Source organism: Paraburkholderia silvatlantica (assembly GCF_003096715.1).
GTDB lineage: Bacteria > Pseudomonadota > Gammaproteobacteria > Burkholderiales > Burkholderiaceae > Paraburkholderia > Paraburkholderia silvatlantica.
The window spans coordinates 30,204-45,002 of sequence record NZ_QEOL01000038.1; the positions used below are offsets into that span (position 1 = coordinate 30,204).

Annotated in this window: 11 protein-coding genes; 8 read left to right on the forward strand and 3 right to left on the reverse strand. The window is 66.2% G+C overall.

Features of this window, described 5'->3' with window-relative positions:
• Nucleotide 1 precedes the first annotated feature (1 nt).
• Complete coding sequence (gene iolG, locus C7411_RS34240) at nucleotides 2-1,024, reverse strand: inositol 2-dehydrogenase (protein WP_110388523.1); 1,023 nt, start codon at nucleotides 1,022-1,024, stop codon at nucleotides 2-4.
• Nucleotides 1,017-1,907 (reverse strand): MurR/RpiR family transcriptional regulator, encoded by an 891-nt coding sequence (locus tag C7411_RS34245; RefSeq protein ID WP_110388524.1) that lies wholly within the window; start codon nucleotides 1,905-1,907, stop codon nucleotides 1,017-1,019. The genes iolG and C7411_RS34245 overlap by 8 nt, the downstream gene beginning before the upstream one ends.
• A 289-nt stretch (nucleotides 1,908-2,196) precedes the next feature.
• On the opposite strand from C7411_RS34245, the gene C7411_RS34250 reads away from it, so the two are divergent.
• From C7411_RS34250 to iolB, 7 genes are all read left to right on the forward strand, one after another.
• The gene (locus C7411_RS34250; RefSeq protein ID WP_110388525.1) at nucleotides 2,197-3,258 is read left to right on the forward strand and encodes a sugar ABC transporter substrate-binding protein; all 1,062 of its coding nucleotides are present in this window, start codon (nucleotides 2,197-2,199) and stop codon (nucleotides 3,256-3,258) included.
• Between the two features lie 237 nt (nucleotides 3,259-3,495).
• On the forward strand, nucleotides 3,496-4,659 hold the full coding sequence (locus C7411_RS34255; RefSeq protein WP_110388526.1) for an ABC transporter permease: 1,164 nt from the start codon (nucleotides 3,496-3,498) through the stop codon (nucleotides 4,657-4,659).
• 22 nt (nucleotides 4,660-4,681) lie between these two features.
• Nucleotides 4,682-5,482, forward strand: coding sequence for an ATP-binding cassette domain-containing protein (locus tag C7411_RS34260; protein ID WP_110388553.1), 801 nt, complete (start codon nucleotides 4,682-4,684; stop codon nucleotides 5,480-5,482).
• A gap of 35 nt (nucleotides 5,483-5,517) precedes the next feature.
• Nucleotides 5,518-7,533, forward strand: coding sequence for a bifunctional 5-dehydro-2-deoxygluconokinase/5-dehydro-2-deoxyphosphogluconate aldolase (locus C7411_RS34265; RefSeq protein WP_110388527.1), 2,016 nt, complete (start codon nucleotides 5,518-5,520; stop codon nucleotides 7,531-7,533).
• Nucleotides 7,530-9,554: a 3D-(3,5/4)-trihydroxycyclohexane-1,2-dione acylhydrolase (decyclizing) gene (gene iolD / locus C7411_RS34270; RefSeq protein ID WP_110388528.1), complete on the forward strand. Its 2,025-nt coding sequence runs from the start codon at nucleotides 7,530-7,532 to the stop codon at nucleotides 9,552-9,554. The genes C7411_RS34265 and iolD overlap by 4 nt, the downstream gene beginning before the upstream one ends.
• Nucleotides 9,551-10,465 (forward strand): myo-inosose-2 dehydratase, encoded by a 915-nt coding sequence (gene iolE / locus C7411_RS34275; protein ID WP_110388529.1) that lies wholly within the window; start codon nucleotides 9,551-9,553, stop codon nucleotides 10,463-10,465. Before iolD ends, iolE begins: the two co-directional genes overlap by 4 nt.
• The gene (gene iolB, locus C7411_RS34280) at nucleotides 10,462-11,265 is read left to right on the forward strand and encodes a 5-deoxy-glucuronate isomerase (RefSeq protein ID WP_110388530.1); all 804 of its coding nucleotides are present in this window, start codon (nucleotides 10,462-10,464) and stop codon (nucleotides 11,263-11,265) included. Before iolE ends, iolB begins: the two co-directional genes overlap by 4 nt.
• A 76-nt stretch (nucleotides 11,266-11,341) precedes the next feature.
• Here the strand turns inward: iolB and C7411_RS34285 are convergent, their stop codons facing one another.
• Nucleotides 11,342-13,024: a methyl-accepting chemotaxis protein gene (locus C7411_RS34285; RefSeq protein ID WP_110388531.1), complete on the reverse strand. Its 1,683-nt coding sequence runs from the start codon at nucleotides 13,022-13,024 to the stop codon at nucleotides 11,342-11,344.
• Nucleotides 13,025-13,463: 439 nt separating this feature from the next.
• Here C7411_RS34285 and C7411_RS34290 point away from each other — a divergent pair, with 439 nt between their 5' ends.
• Nucleotides 13,464-14,726 (forward strand): MFS transporter, encoded by a 1,263-nt coding sequence (locus C7411_RS34290; protein WP_110388532.1) that lies wholly within the window; start codon nucleotides 13,464-13,466, stop codon nucleotides 14,724-14,726.
• The last annotated feature ends 73 nt before the right edge of the window (nucleotides 14,727-14,799 follow it).

Here is a 14,799-nt window from a genome sequence, read left to right on the forward strand (position 1 = left end):
TTCAGTCGCCAAGCGTCACCACACGGCCCTCGCGCCACGACAGCGAGGCGGCTTCGGCCAGCTCCAGCGCCTTCAGGCCGTCGGCGACCGACGTGCGCACCGGCACGCCCTGCGTCACGGCTTCGTGAAAGTGCGCCATTTCGCTCGCGTAGGCCGCGCGATAGCGTTCGAGGAAGAACGCCTCGGGCACGTCCTGCGCAACGGCGGTCTTCGACCACGCCACGACTTCGGTCGGCTTCATGTTGCCCGCCTGCAGCATGCCCTCGCTGCCCAGCACCTCGAAGCGCTGGTCGTAGCCATAGGCCGCGCGCCGCGCCGTGTTGATCTGGCAAAGGCGCCCGCGCTTCGTGCGAATCGTGACCGCCGTCGAGTCGATGTCGCCCGCGTCGGCAATCGCCGGATCCGACAGGCAACTGCCCGTGGCATGCACGCTCGACGCCTCGTCGCCGAGGATCCAGCGGAAGATGTCGAAGTCGTGGATCAGCATGTCCTTGAAGATGCCGCCCGAATGCTTGATGTACTCCACGGGCGGCGCGCCCGGATCGCGGCTCGTGACGATCAGCATTTCCGGCGTGCCGATCTCGCCTGCGTCGAGGCGCGTCTTCAGCGCGGCGAAGGTCGGATCGTAGCGGCGCTGGAAGCCGATCATGGCCACGACGCCCGCGCGCTGAACCGCCTCCGCGCAGGCGCGAGCGCGCTCGATGGTCAGGTCGACGGGCTTTTCGCAGAAGATAGGCTTGCCGGCCGCGGCCGACTTCAGGATCAGTTCGGCGTGCGTATCGGTGCTCGAGCAGATCACCGTGGCGCCGATCGAAGCGTCGCCGAACGCGGCGTCCACGTCCACGACCTGCGCGCCGTGCTGGGCGGCGAGCGCGGCGGCGGCTTCGCGATTGACATCGACTACGTACTTCAGACGCACGCCCGGCTGGCGCGCGAGATTGCCCGCATGGATGCGGCCAATGCGCCCCGCTCCAAATACCGCCACATCGAGCGTTTGCGCTGCGCCGCTTGCTGCACTAGTCATCGTATCCTCCGGTGTCGGTCGATTCTTCCACGTTGAGTTCGAGCCGGTACGCAAGCGCAATGAAAAGCGCCTGGCACAGGCAGAAAGTGCTGGTGAGCGAGCGGAACGCGAACGCGCTCCCCTCCTTCACATAAAGTTGCGCGTTCGCGTGGCGCGCGAGCGGCGAGAGCTGGCTGTCGGTGATGACGAGCGTCCTGGCGTGATGCTGCTGCGCCACGCGCAGGCAGTACTGCGTCTCTTTTCCATAGGGCGCGAAGCTGATGGCGATCACCACGTCGCCCTTCTTCACGCCGCGGATCTGTTCGTGATACATGCCGCCGAGCCCCGAGACGAGGTGCACGCGCTTGCGCGTGTGCTGCAAGGCATAGACGATGTAGCTCGCCACCGGAAACGAGCGGCGCACGCCGATCACGTAGATGTTGTCCGCCTGCTCGAGCATCTTTACGGCTTCGTCGAACTGCGCGCCGTCGAGGCCCGCTTCGAGTTCGTCCAGCCCGCTGCGGCATGCGCCGATGAACTCGCGCGCCACGGCGCCGCCCATGTCCGGGCTCGCCTCGCCTTCCTTGGCGTCGATCAACTGGCGAATGCGCTGCTGATAGCTCGTGGCCGAGGCGCCCTGTCCCGCATAGGCCTGACGGAACACGGCCTGCAGGTCGGAGAAGCCCGAAAAGCCGAAGCGCTGCGCAAAGCGCACGACCGCCGAAGGATGCACGCCGCAGCTCGCGGCAATATCGCTCGTGCGGTCCATCATCACGCTCGCGCGGTGCTGCTCGATGTAGGTCGCGATGCTTTTCAGCTGACGCGGCAGCGCCTCGTAGTCCTGCGCAATGCGCTGCATCAATTCGTCTACGCCTGCTACGGCGTCGGTTGTGTCATCCGCCATGTTCGTTTTCCCCGGCTGCTTGCCGCACTGCCGCAAAGCCTTACCAGGCCTTGATTCCACGGCATGCCGACGGAGCCGATTATAGGCAGCGTGTCACACGAATGGAACAGATTTTCCATTTTTATTTGCAATGAAATTTTCGTTGCAAGTCGCGAGGCGATGTCCTACTCTTGTCGATGAGCGCTGCAGCGGGTGCAGGTAACAAGCAGCATGTCAAAAGCGGCATGGCAAAAGCACGGCTGCGGCATTCACCCCAAGAACGAACGACAGACCGAGAAAGGTGGAGACAATGACTCAACGCAAGGGCAAGACCCTGCTCCGAAGGTTGGCCGCAGCGCTCGCGCTGGCAGCGGGACTGACCGGTGCGAGCGTCCTCAGCGCCCCAACGGCGCAGGCCGCCGACGCGCATTTCGTGCTGATCAGCCACGCGCCCGATTCCGATTCGTGGTGGAACACGATCAAGAACGCCATCAAGCAGGCCGACGAAGACTGGAACGTCGGGACCGACTACCGCAATCCACCCAACGGGGACATCGCCGACATGTCGCGCCTGATCGAACAGGCCGCCGCGCGCAACTACGACGGCGTGATCGTCACCATCGCCGACTACGACGTGCTCAAGAGCTCCATCGGCAAGGTCACGCAAAAGAAAATCCCGCTCGTGACGATCAACTCGGGCACCGAAGAACAGAGCGAGAAGCTCGGCGCGATCATGCACGTGGGTCAGCCTGAATATGTGGCGGGCCACGCAGCCGGCGAAAAAGCCAAGGCCGCGGGCGTGAAGTCGTTCCTGTGCGTGAATCACTTCGCGACCAACGCCGTGTCGTTCGAACGCTGCCGCGGTTTTGCCGATGCGCTAGGCGTGGACTACAAGACCTCGACGATCGACTCCGGCCAGGACCCGACGGAAATCCAGTCGAAGGTGAGCGCGTATCTGCGCAACCATCCGAACACGGGCGCGATCCTCACGCTCGGCCCGGTGCCGGCGGCCGCCACGCTCAAGGCTGTCGACCAGATGGGCCTCGCGGGCAAGATCTACTTCTGCACGTTCGACTTCTCGGATGACATAGCCAAGGCGATCCGCGCGGGCACCATCCAGTTCGCGATCGACCAGCAGCCGTACCTGCAGGGCTATATCCCCGTGGCCGTGCTCGCGATCGTGAAGAAGGAGCACACCACGGACCCGCAGAAGATCCGCCAGATCCTCGAAGCGAATCCGAAGTTCAAGCAGCGTCTCGAAACCTATGGCCTGCAGCCCTCGTACGGACCGAAGAATATCCGCTCGGGTCCGGGCTTCATCACCAAGGACAATCTCGACAAGGTCGTGAAGTACGCCGGTCAGTATCGCTAAGCATTTTTCGTCAGCCACGCGCGGCGGCGGCTCGCATCTTCCGATGCCCATCGCCTCTCGCCAGCCCCGCCGCGCGCCATTCACCGTGTTGCTTCTCCTGCAAGGCCGTCGCTTGTGGGGAATGCGCTCGGGCATTTGAGTCAACGCAGGTGCAACCGCACCTCACACGGCCGATCGCCGTGCATAGGATCCGGGTAGGACGCTCAAGCGCCAACTCGGGTCAATACAGGAGACATCATGGGTGTAGCCGGCAAACACTTCCCCTCGCACGCTCCGGAAAGCGGCGCGCAAGACGCGCCGACGCCGCAGCCAGGCGTCAGCGACGAACGCGTGCGCCGCGAATCGTGGTTCGGCCATCTGCTTGGCCGCCCCGAATTCGCCGCGATCTCCGGCACCGTGCTGGTCTTCGCCGTCTTTGCGATCGGCGCAGGCGGCTCGGGCATGTTCGATCTCGACGGCGTGATGAACTGGTCCCAGGTCGCCGCTTACCTCGGCATCCTGAGCGTCGGCGCGTGCCTGCTGATGATCGCGGGCGAGTTCGACCTCTCCATCGGCTCGATGATCGGCTTCGCCGGCATGATGGTGGCGATCCCCACGATGTACTTCCACTGGCCCATCGCGCTTTCCATCCTGTTCGCGTTCGTGGGCTGCACCGCGCTCGGCGCGCTCAACGGCTACCTCGTGATGCGCACGCGGCTGCCCTCGTTCATCGTCACGCTCGCATTCCTCTTCATCCTGCGCGGCCTGACGCTTGCGCTCTCGATCATGTTCGCCGACCGCACGATCGTCTCGGGCGTGGGCGACGTGGCCAAGGCCGACTTCGTGACCAACCTGCTCTTTCACGGCACGGCGTTCAAGGGCCTGTTCGTGGCGCTCACGCATATCGGCATCGGCAAGATGCTCGATAACGGCCAGCCGCTCGTGCCGGGCGTGCCCAAGGTGATTCTCTGGTGGTTCGCGCTCGTGGCGATCGGCGCATTCGTGCTCGCCAGGACGCGCTACGGCAACTGGATTCTCGCCGTGGGCGGCGACTCCAACGCCGCGAAGAACGTGGGCGTGCCCGTGAAGCGCGTGAAGATTTCGCTCTTCATGCTCACCGCGTTCTGCTCCTGCCTGTTCGCCGTGCTGCAAGTGTGCGACATCGGCTCGGCCGCCGCCGACCGCGGTCTTCAGAAGGAGTTCGAAGCGATCATTGCCGCGGTGATCGGTGGCACGCTGCTCACGGGAGGCTATGGCTCCGTGATCGGCGCGGCATTCGGCGCACTGATCTTCGGCGTCGTGCAGATCGGCATCACCTATACGAACATCGACTCGGACTGGTTCCGCGTGTTCCTCGGCGTGATGCTGCTCATTGCCGTGCTCTTCAATCACTATGTGCGCCGCCGCGTCGCGCAATCGTAAGCCGGAGGCTCACATGTCCGATATGCAACCCGCCGCGAACGGCGACACGATTCTCGCGCTCGAGAACGTCAGCAAGTACTTCGGCAAGGTCATCGCACTGAACGACGTCACGCTGCGCTTGAAGCGCGGCGAGGTGCACTGCCTGCTCGGCGACAACGGCGCGGGCAAGTCCACGCTCATCAAGACGCTCGCCGGCGTGCACCAGCCGACCTCCGGACAGTATTTCGTGGACGGCAAGCCCGTGATGTTCGATTCGCCCAAGGACGCGCTCGACCTCGGCATTGCCACCGTCTATCAGGATCTCGCGCTCGTGCCGCTGCTCTCGGTCGCGCGCAACTTCTTCATGGGCCGCGAGCCGCAGAAGAAGCTGTTCGGCTTCATCAACGTGATGGACCTCGATGCAAGCGCGGCGATCGCGAAGGAGCGCCTCGCCGGAATGGGCATCAACGTGCGTGACCCGCATCAGGCCATCGGCACGATGTCGGGCGGCGAGAAACAGTGTCTCGCGATCGCCCGCGCCATTCACTTCGGCGCACGCGTGCTGATACTCGACGAGCCGACCGCCGCGCTCGGCGTGAAGCAGAGCTTCAACGTGCTCAAGCTGATTCACGCTGCGCGCGCCAAGGGCATTTCGGTGATCTTCATCACCCATAACGTGCACCACGCCTACCCCATCGGCGACTCGTTCACGCTGCTCAATCGGGGCCGCTCGCTCGGGACCTACACGAAAGACACGATCAGCAAGAACGAAGTGCTCGACATGATGGCAGGCGGCGCGGAGATGCAGAAGATGATCGCCGAGCTCGACGGCGCGACCATCTGAACGGGCGCACGGCACAGCACTCAACAGGAATACACATGGCCCTGACTCATTCAACCCCGTCCCGTTCAACGCCGGGCCGCTTCGCCGCCGGTCGCAGCCGCGACATCGTCTGCCTCGGACGCCTGGGCGTCGATCTCTACGCGCAACAGGTGGGCGCGCGGCTCGAAGACGTCTCCACGTTCGCGAAGTACCTGGGCGGCTCCTCCGCGAACATCGCCTTCGGCTGCGCGCGTCTCGGCCTGAAGTCGGCCATGCTCACGCGCGTGGGCGACGACCACATGGGGCGCTTCCTCGTCGAAACGCTCGCGAAGGAAGGCTGCGACACGAGCCACGTGCGCGTGGACCACGAACGCCTCACGGCGCTCGTGCTGCTGGGCCTGAAAGACCGCGACACGTTCCCGCTGATTTTCTATCGCGAGAACTGCGCCGACATGGCCGTCGATTCGGGCGATTTCGACGAAGCCTTCATCGCTTCCTCGAAAGCACTGCTGATCACCGGTACGCACTTCTCGACCGGACAGGTGAACCGTACGAGTCTCACCGCGCTTGAGTACGCACACCGCAACAACGTGCGCACCGTGCTCGACATCGACTACCGGCCCGTGCTGTGGGGCCTCACGGGCAAAGCCGACGGCGAGACGCGCTTCGTCGCGAGCGAGGACGTGAGCGCGCATTTGCAGCGCATCTTGCCGCACTTCGATCTCGTGATCGGCACCGAGGAGGAGTTCCGCATCGCGGGCGGCAAGGAGTCGCTCGTCGATGCGCTCAGACGCGTGCGCGAAGTCACGGGCGCGACGCTGCTCGTCAAGCGCGGGCCGCTCGGCTGCCAGATCGTGGAAGGCACGGTGCCCGCCTCGATGGACGAGTTGCCGATGCAGCGCGGCGTGGAAGTCGAAGTGCTCAACGTGCTCGGCGCGGGCGACGCATTCGCTTCCGGCTTCCTGTCGGGCTGGCTGCGCGACGCTTCGCTCGAAGACTGCGCGCGCGCGGCCAACGCAAGCGGCGCCCTTGTCGTCTCGCGGCACGGCTGCGCGCCCGCCATGCCTACGCCCGTCGAACTCGATTACTTCCTGCGCGAAGCCGCCGCCGACCCTGTGCGCATGCGCCGCCCCGACCGCGACGCGACGCTCGCGCGCCTGCATCGCGTGACGCCCGCGCGCAAGCGGCACGACGAAGTGCTCGGCTTCGCGTTCGATCATCGCAACCAGTTCTTCGATCTCGCGCAGCAGACCGGCGTCAGCGAGGCACGCATTTCTTATCTGAAGAATCTCTTCGTCGAGGCCGTAGCGCAGACCGAGCGCACGCTCGGCTTGCAAGGACGCATCGGTGTCCTGATCGACGACCGCTACGGCCAGGACGCGCTCAACGCCGCGACCGGACGCGGCTGGTGGATCGGCCGCCCGGTCGAGTTGCCGGGGTCCGTTCCGCTCGTGTTCGACCACGGCCGCTCGATCGGCACGACGCTCGCTTCCTGGCCCATCGACCACACGGTGAAGTGCCTCGTGCAGTTCCATCCCGACGAGCCCATCGAACAGCGTCTCGAACAGGAAGCGCAGTTGCGCGCGCTTTACGATGCCACCCAGGCGAGCGGCCACGAATTGCTGCTCGAGGTGATTCCGCCGAAGCTGGGCGGCAAGCCGAACGCACCCGATACGGTCTATCGTGCGCTCAAGCGGCTCTACAACATCGGCCTTTATCCGGAGTGGTGGAAGCTCGAACCGATGCGCGCCGCGCAATGGCGCGAGATCGACGCGCTGATCGCCGAGCGCGACCCATATTGCCGCGGCGTCGTGCTGCTCGGGCTCTCCGCGCCGATCGACCAGCTTGTGGAGGGCTTTCGCGCGGCGGCCGTCTCGAACACGTGCCGGGGCTTCACGGTGGGCCGCTCGATCTTCTATGAGCCGAGCCTTGCCTGGCTCTCGGGCGAAATCGGCGACGACGAAGTGATCGCCCGCGCGCGCCGCGCCTTTGAAACGCTGATCGGCGCGTGGCGCGCCGCGCGCGCCGAAACTCAAGGCAAGCACGACAACCATGAGGAGAAGGCGGCATGAATCGACGCATTGCTCCAGGCGATTGCGCCTCGCAGGATAGCGCGCAGAACGCGGCGCCCGGCGCGCACGCAAGCACAGTGCGGCTCACTGCGGCTCAGGCGCTCGTGCGTTATCTCGCTGCGCAGCGCGTGGCGAGCGAGGACGGCTCGGGCCGCACCGAGCCGCTATTCGGCGGCGTATTCGCGATCTTCGGTCACGGCAACGTGGCAGGCATCGGCGAGGCGCTCTATCAGTATCGGCACGAAATGCCCACGCTGCGCGCGCACAACGAGCAGGCCATGGCGCACAGCGCGATCGCTTATGCCAAGGCGCACTTTCGCCGCCGCATGATGGCGGTGACGACTTCGATTGGCCCGGGCGCGACGAACCTCGTCACGGCGGCCGCGCTTGCACATGTGAACCGCTTGCCGGTGCTGCTGTTGCCCGGCGACATTTTCGTGTCGCGCGAACCCGATCCGGTGCTGCAGCAGATCGAGGATCTGCACGACGGCGGCGTCTCCGCGAACGACTCGCTGCGCCCGGTGTCGCGCTACTTCGACCGCATCGTGCATCCCGCGCAGTTGCTCACCGCGCTGCCGCGCGCGCTGCGCGTGCTCACCGACGCGGCGCTCTGCGGCCCGGTCACGCTCGCGCTGCCGCAGGACGTGCAGGCCACGGCGTGGGACTACCCGGCGGGCTTCTTCACGCCGCGCCTCGTCACGTTCCACACGCCCGCGCCTGTGCAGGCCGAGATCGACGCGGCGCTTGCGCAGTTGCATCGCGCGAAACGCCCGCTCGTCGTGGCGGGCGGCGGCGTGCTCTACTCGCGCGCCTCGCAGGCCTTGCAGACGCTTGCCGCCGCGCGCGGCATTCCCGTGGCCGAAACGCAGGCGGGCAAAGGCTCGCTTGCGTGGGACGATCCGCTCAACGTCGGCGCGCTCGGCGTGACGGGCTCGCCCGCCGCCAACGAACTGGCGCGCGACGCCGACTGCGTGCTCGCCGTGGGCACGCGTTTGCAGGACTTCACGACCGGCTCGAACTCGCTCTTTGCGAACGCGCATGTGATCGGCGTGAACGCCAACGGCTTCGACGCGCTCAAGCACAACGGCTTCGCCGTGCAAGCCGACGCACGCCAGGCGCTCGCCGCGCTCAACGACGAACTGATCAACTGGCGCGCCGACGCGAACTGGACTGCCCGCGCCCAGCGCCTCGCGGGCGACTGGCGCGCGAGCATCGAGCGGCTCACGCACGCGCCGCAGGAACGCAACCGCCTGCCCTACGACGCCGATGTGATCGGCGCCGTGCAGCGCTCGTCGAGCCGTTCGTATACCGAAGACATCGTCGTGTGCGCGGCCGGCACGCTGCCCGCCGAACTGCACAAGCTCTGGCGAGCGGGCCAGCCCGGCGCCTATCACGTCGAATACGGCTATTCGTGCATGGGCTACGAGATCGCGGGGGGACTCGGCGCGAAGCTTGCGCGGCCCGATCGCGAGGTCATCGTGATGGTGGGCGACGGCAGCTACCTGATGATGAATAGCGAGATCGCCACCTCGGTCATGCTGGGCGCGAAGCTCATCGTCGTCGTGCTCGACAACCGCGGCTATGGCTGCATCAACCGGCTGCAGCAGGCCTGCGGCGGCGCGCCGTTCAACAACCTGTTCGACGACTGCGCGCAAGGCCCGCTCGGCGCGCCGCGCATCGACTTCGCCTCGCATGCGCGCTCGCTCGGCGCGCAGGCCGAGCACGTGGCGAACGTGGCGGAACTCGAAGCAGCGCTGCAACGCGCGCGCGCTGCTTCGCGCACTTACGTGGTCTGCATCGACACGGACCCCGCGCGCACGACCGAGGAAGGCGGCTGGTGGTGGGAAGTCGCCGTGCCCGAAGTGTCCACGCGCGCTGGCGTGCGCGAGGCGCGCGAGCGCTATGAAGAACAGGTCGCGCAGCGCAGCGGACGCGCGCCGGCGAGCGAAGATACGCCCGCCGGCGGCGACGAACCCGGCAACGCATCACGCGGCGACACAGACATCGAGGAGCGCACATGAGCGCATTTGAAGTACGCATCGGCATCAACCCGCTGTCGTGGATGAACGACGACCTGCCCTCGCTCGGCGGCGAGACGCCGCTGTCCCAGGCGCTGACCGAGGGCCGCGAGATCGGCTATGAGGGCTTCGAGCTAGGCAACAAGTTTCCCCGCGAGCCGCAGGCGCTCAAGACGCTCCTCGCACAATACGATCTTGCGCTCGTCTCCGGCTGGTACTCGGGCATGCTCGCGCGGCGCAGCGTGGCCGAAGAAATCGCCGCGGTGGACCAACATCTCGACCTGCTCGCGCAGAACGGCGCAACCGTGATGGTCTACGGCGAGGTCGCCGATTCGATCCAGGGCGCGCCGCGACCGCTCTATCAGCGCCCGCGCTTTTTCAGCGACAGGCAATGGGACGAATACGCCGCGCGCGTGGACGCCTTCGCGCGCCACACGCTCTCGCGCGGCGTGCGGCTCGCGTACCACCATCACATGGGCGCCTACATCGAAACGCCCGCCGACGTCGACAAGCTCATGGCGCGCACGAGCGAGGCGGTGGGCCTGCTGTTCGACGCGGGCCACATGACGTTTGCGGGCGGCGACCCGGTGGCCGAACTCGACAAGCACCTTGCCCGCGTGTGCCATGTGCACTGCAAGGACGTGCGTCCCGCCGTCATGAAACTCGCGCGCAACCGCAACTGGAGCTTTCTCGACGCCGTGCTCGCAGGCGCGTTCACCGTGCCGGGCGACGGCGCCGTCGATTTTCCCGCCATCATCGCGCGCCTGAAACGCCACGGCTATCGCGGCTGGCTCGTCGTCGAAGCCGAACAGGATCCGGTGATTGCACCGTCGTACGACTATGCGCAAAAAGGTTACCGTACGCTGCGCACGCTCGTCGATGCGTCGGACACCCAATCGAAGGAGGCAGCATGACTCTGCTGGTCAAGGCCGCGCGCGAAGGCCAGACGATCGCGCGCGTCACGCCCGACACCGCGGGCTGGCGCTATGTCGGCTTCGCCGCCTATCGGCTCGAGACGGATGAGCTCGTCTATGTCGGCGAGCCCGATCGCGAGAGCTGCATCGTCGTGCTCTCGGGCGCGGTGGATATCGAGGCGGGCGGCGAGCGCTGGTCGAGCCTCGGCTCGCGCGACAGCGTCTTCGAAGACGCCGCGCCGTATGCCCTTTACGTGCCGCCGGGCGTCAAAGCGACCGTGCACGCCACACGGACGGCCGAAGTGGGCGTCGCGAGCGCGCCCGCCAAAGGCACGCTGCCCGTTCGCCTCATCGAGCCTGCGCAGATGAAGCGCTCCACGCGCGGCAAGGGCGCGAATACACGCTACGTGTGCGATATCCTGCCGCAAGACTCGCCCGCGGAATCGCTGCTCGTGGTCGAGGTGCGCACGCCTTCGGGCCATTCGTCGAGCTACCCGCCGCACAAGCACGACGCCGACCGCTTGCCGGACGAAAGCGCGCTCGAAGAAACCTATTATCACCGGCTCAATCCACAGCAGGGTTTCGCGTTCCAGCGCGTGTACACCGACGGGCGCGACCTGGACGAAACGATGGCCGTGGAAAATCACGACGTCGTGATGGTGCCGCGCGGCTATCACCCTGTCGTCGTCCCGTATGGCTACGACTCGTACTACCTGAACGTGATGGCGGGGCCCAGGCGCGAGTGGCACTTCCACAACGACCCGGCGCACGAGTGGATCATCGAGCGCGACGCGAAGTGACGCGCGCCCATAAAAAACGCCGCGTGCGAAACCACGCGGCGTGGTTTCGTTGTTCCCGCAATGAACGGCAAGCGCGTCAAGCCAGCCGGAATTTCCCCACCAGCCGCTTGAGCACCTTCGCCTGATCGTCGAGCGATTGCGCAGCGGCAGTCGCCTCTTCCACGAGCGCCGCGTTCTGCTGCGTGCCGGCGTCCATCTGCGTGACCGCACGGCTGATTTCCTCGATGCCCGAGCGCTGCTCGCGCGAAGCTGCCGAAATTTCGCCGATGATGTCGTTCACGCGCCGCACGGCCTTCACGACTTCGTCCATGGTCGCACCCGCATCCTGCGCGAGCGTCGAGCCATTGGACACGCGCTCGACGGACGCGCCGATCAGCGCCTTGATCTCCTTGGCCGCCGCTGCGCTGCGCTGCGCGAGGCTGCGCACCTCGCCCGCCACCACGGCGAAGCCGCGCCCTTCTTCGCCCGCACGCGCGGCTTCCACGGCCGCATTGAGCGCAAGAATGTTGGTCTGGAACGCAATGCCCTCGATCACGCCGATGATGTCGGCGATGCTCTTCGCGCTGTCGTTGATCTCCTGCATCGTCGCGACCACGCGCCCCACCACCGAGCCGCCCTTCTCCGCGATGGCCGAGGCGTTGCCCGCGAGCGTGCTGGCCTGTTCGGCGTTTTCGGCATTCAGGCGCACCGTGGACGTGAGTTGCTCCATGCTGCTCGCCGTGCGCTCGAGCGCCATGGCCTGTTCTTCGGTGCGGCGCGACAGATCGAGATTGCCGGTCGAGATTTCGCCCGAGGCCGAGGCGATCGCCTCGGCGCTGGCCGCGATCTCGGCCACCGTGGCCGAGAGACCCTTCTGCATGTCCCGCAGCGCGCCCAGCATGCTCGCCGCGTCGCGTGCGTGAAGCGTGACGGGCTGAGCGAGATCGCCTGCGGCAATACGTGCCGCGATGGCCTTGGCGTGCGCGGGCTCGCCGCCCAGTTGCCGCGCGATCCGGCGCACGACCCATTCGCTCACGAAGAATGCGAGCACGAACATGGCCGCGGTCGCCACGGCCATCATCACGAACGACGACTTGAAGATGAACCCGGCCTTCGCGAGGGTCGCCTTCGCGGCCGTGGCGCGCTGCGCGACGAGGTCGTCGACGAGCGTTTCGAGCTTGCCGGTCTCCACGAGCAAGGAGACGTCCTGGGTGCCCACCTGCCAGTTCATCTGCGAGAGGTCGAGCGGCTGCTGCTTCACGAGCGTCACGAATTCGCGCAGATGGCCGCTCCACGCCGTGGTCGCATCGGCGAGCTTCTTTTGCAGTGCGAGCGCGTCGCCGCCCTGCTCCTGCGCGTATTGCTGCAGCTCGCCCATGCCGCGCTCCAGCGCGCCAAGATCCTTGTCGATGTCCTGGCCCAGTTCGTCGCGCTCGCGCGCCGTGGTCGCGGTGAGCAGCATCTTCTGCGCGCGGCTCGCGCGCAGCACGTGGCCGCGCGCTTCCTCGGCGGCGCGGCTCGCGACGTAGCCCTGTTCGTAGATCGATTGCGTCGAGCCGTTGAGACGGCTGATTTGCGCAAGCGAGATGGCGCCGATGGCAAGCGTGCCGATCAGCACCAGCGCGAAAGCAAGGCGCAGTGTGGCCTTCACGGAAAGCCGCGAGCTGCGCGTTGCCGCCCCGGCGCGCCCCGTGTTGCGGTGCTGCGCATTCGCCGCGCTGCCTGCCGGATCCTGCGGCACGAAGCCCGCGTGCCTGCCGCCTTGCGATACTGCTTTCATCTTTTCGGTCTCCAGCGTTTCTGCCCGTTGTCCGGCCTAACGCCATCGTTCGTGATTTGCGTTACGCCTCAACCCCGGTCTACGGCACACCGTCGCGCAATCTTTAACCCCGCCGTCAACCCTGCGGCGCGCAGTGCGGCTCGTATTCCGGCCCCGTATTGCGCACCTCGTGGGCGCGCATATCGGCGGTTTATACATGGCCAAAATGAGACGCCAAAAATCCCGCATCCATTTTCGAGTCTGGCTCCAGCCCCTTGCGGCATTGGGCCGCAGTGCAACGGCCCGCTGCACGTGTCCGATTCTCGACAAATCTTGTCCGTACGGTTCAAGCGAGACACATTACACTGCGCTCATAACTCTTATACATGTCCTTTCATGCCGTCGCCGCTGCCCGCCCTGGCGTGGTGCCCGCTGAAAACTCTCTGCTGCTGCCGAAAACATGGAAACCAGTCTCGACAAGCGCGCCTTGCCTGGCGCCGCCGCGGGTTCGTCCGCGGCCGTTGCCGCCCCCGCTGCGGGCGCGGCGCAACGCACCGTCTATTCGGTGCTGGGTGCGATCAGCTTCTCGCACCTGCTCAACGACATGATCCAGTCGCTGATCCTCGCCATCTACCCGATGCTCAAGGACAACTTCTCGCTGTCGTTCACGCAGATCGGTCTCATCACCCTCACCTACCAGATCACGGCCTCGATGCTGCAGCCGCTCGTGGGCGTGTTCACCGACAAGCGGCCTCTGCCGTACTCCTTGCCCGTCGGCATGGGCTTCACGCTGTGTGGCCTCTTGCTGATGTCGGTTGCGCCGACCTTCGGCGTGCTGCTCGTGGCAGCGGCGCTGGTTGGCTGCGGCTCGTCGGTGTTCCATCCGGAGTCGTCGCGCGTGGCCCGCATGGCCTCGGGCGGCCGCCACGGCCTCGCGCAGTCGCTCTTCCAGGTGGGCGGCAACGCGGGCACGTCGCTCGGGCCGCTGCTCGCCGCCGCGATCGTCATTCCGCACGGCCAGCGCAGCATTGCCTGGTTCTCGGCGGCGGCGCTCGTCGGCATGGTCGTGCTCACGCAGATCGGCCGCTGGTACAAGGCCCATCCCGCGATGAAGAAAAAGCGCGCCGAGGCACCGCTCGTCACGCTCTCGCGCAAGCGCGTGGCGACCGCCATGGGCGTTCTCGTGCTGCTCGTGTTCTCGAAGTACTTCTACCTCGCGAGCATCAACAGCTACTTCACGTTCTATCTGATCGACCGCTTCCACCTCTCCGTGCAGGCCGCGCAGATCCATCTGTTCGTGTTCCTCGCCGCCGTTGCAGCGGGCACGATCATCGGCGGACCGGTGGGTGACCGCATCGGCCGCAAGTACGTGATCTGGGGTTCGATTCTCGGTGTCGCGCCGTTCACGCTGCTGCTGCCCTACGCCAACCTGTTCTGGACCGGCGTGCTGACGGTGATCATCGGCGTGGTGCTGGCCTCGGCGTTCTCGGCCATCCTCGTGTATGCGCAGGAACTGATTCCGGGCAAGGTGGGCATGGTCGCAGGCCTCTTCTTTGGCTTTGCGTTCGGCCTCGGCGGCATCGGCGCGGCGGTGCTCGGCCAGTTGGCGGACGCCACCAGCATCGGCTTCGTCTACAAGGTCTGCTCGTTCCTGCCGCTCATCGGTATCCTCACCGTGATGCTGCCCGACGTGGAAGGCAAGCGCGCGAAGAAGACGGCGTAAGCGCAGCGGCGCGCGCGTCGCCCGGCAAAGCGGCCGGACGCCCTTCGGGGCTGCGGCCGTTGTTCGTTGTGCG

What these genes read in the sequence shown, in the direction of transcription:
- iolG (WP_110388523.1), bottom strand. Translation starts at nt 1,024, where the DNA reads ATGACTAGTGCAGCAAGCGGCGCAGCGCAAACGCTCGATGTGGCGGTA.
- C7411_RS34245 (WP_110388524.1), bottom strand. Translation starts at nt 1,907, where the DNA reads ATGGCGGATGACACAACCGACGCCGTAGCAGGCGTAGACGAATTGATG.
- C7411_RS34250 (WP_110388525.1), top strand. Translation starts at nt 2,197, where the DNA reads ATGACTCAACGCAAGGGCAAGACCCTGCTCCGAAGGTTGGCCGCAGCG.
- C7411_RS34255 (WP_110388526.1), top strand. Translation starts at nt 3,496, where the DNA reads ATGGGTGTAGCCGGCAAACACTTCCCCTCGCACGCTCCGGAAAGCGGC.
- C7411_RS34260 (WP_110388553.1), top strand. Translation starts at nt 4,682, where the DNA reads ATGCAACCCGCCGCGAACGGCGACACGATTCTCGCGCTCGAGAACGTC.
- C7411_RS34265 (WP_110388527.1), top strand. Translation starts at nt 5,518, where the DNA reads ATGGCCCTGACTCATTCAACCCCGTCCCGTTCAACGCCGGGCCGCTTC.
- iolD (WP_110388528.1), top strand. Translation starts at nt 7,530, where the DNA reads ATGAATCGACGCATTGCTCCAGGCGATTGCGCCTCGCAGGATAGCGCG.
- iolE (WP_110388529.1), top strand. Translation starts at nt 9,551, where the DNA reads ATGAGCGCATTTGAAGTACGCATCGGCATCAACCCGCTGTCGTGGATG.
- iolB (WP_110388530.1), top strand. Translation starts at nt 10,462, where the DNA reads ATGACTCTGCTGGTCAAGGCCGCGCGCGAAGGCCAGACGATCGCGCGC.
- C7411_RS34285 (WP_110388531.1), bottom strand. Translation starts at nt 13,024, where the DNA reads ATGAAAGCAGTATCGCAAGGCGGCAGGCACGCGGGCTTCGTGCCGCAG.
- C7411_RS34290 (WP_110388532.1), top strand. Translation starts at nt 13,464, where the DNA reads ATGGAAACCAGTCTCGACAAGCGCGCCTTGCCTGGCGCCGCCGCGGGT.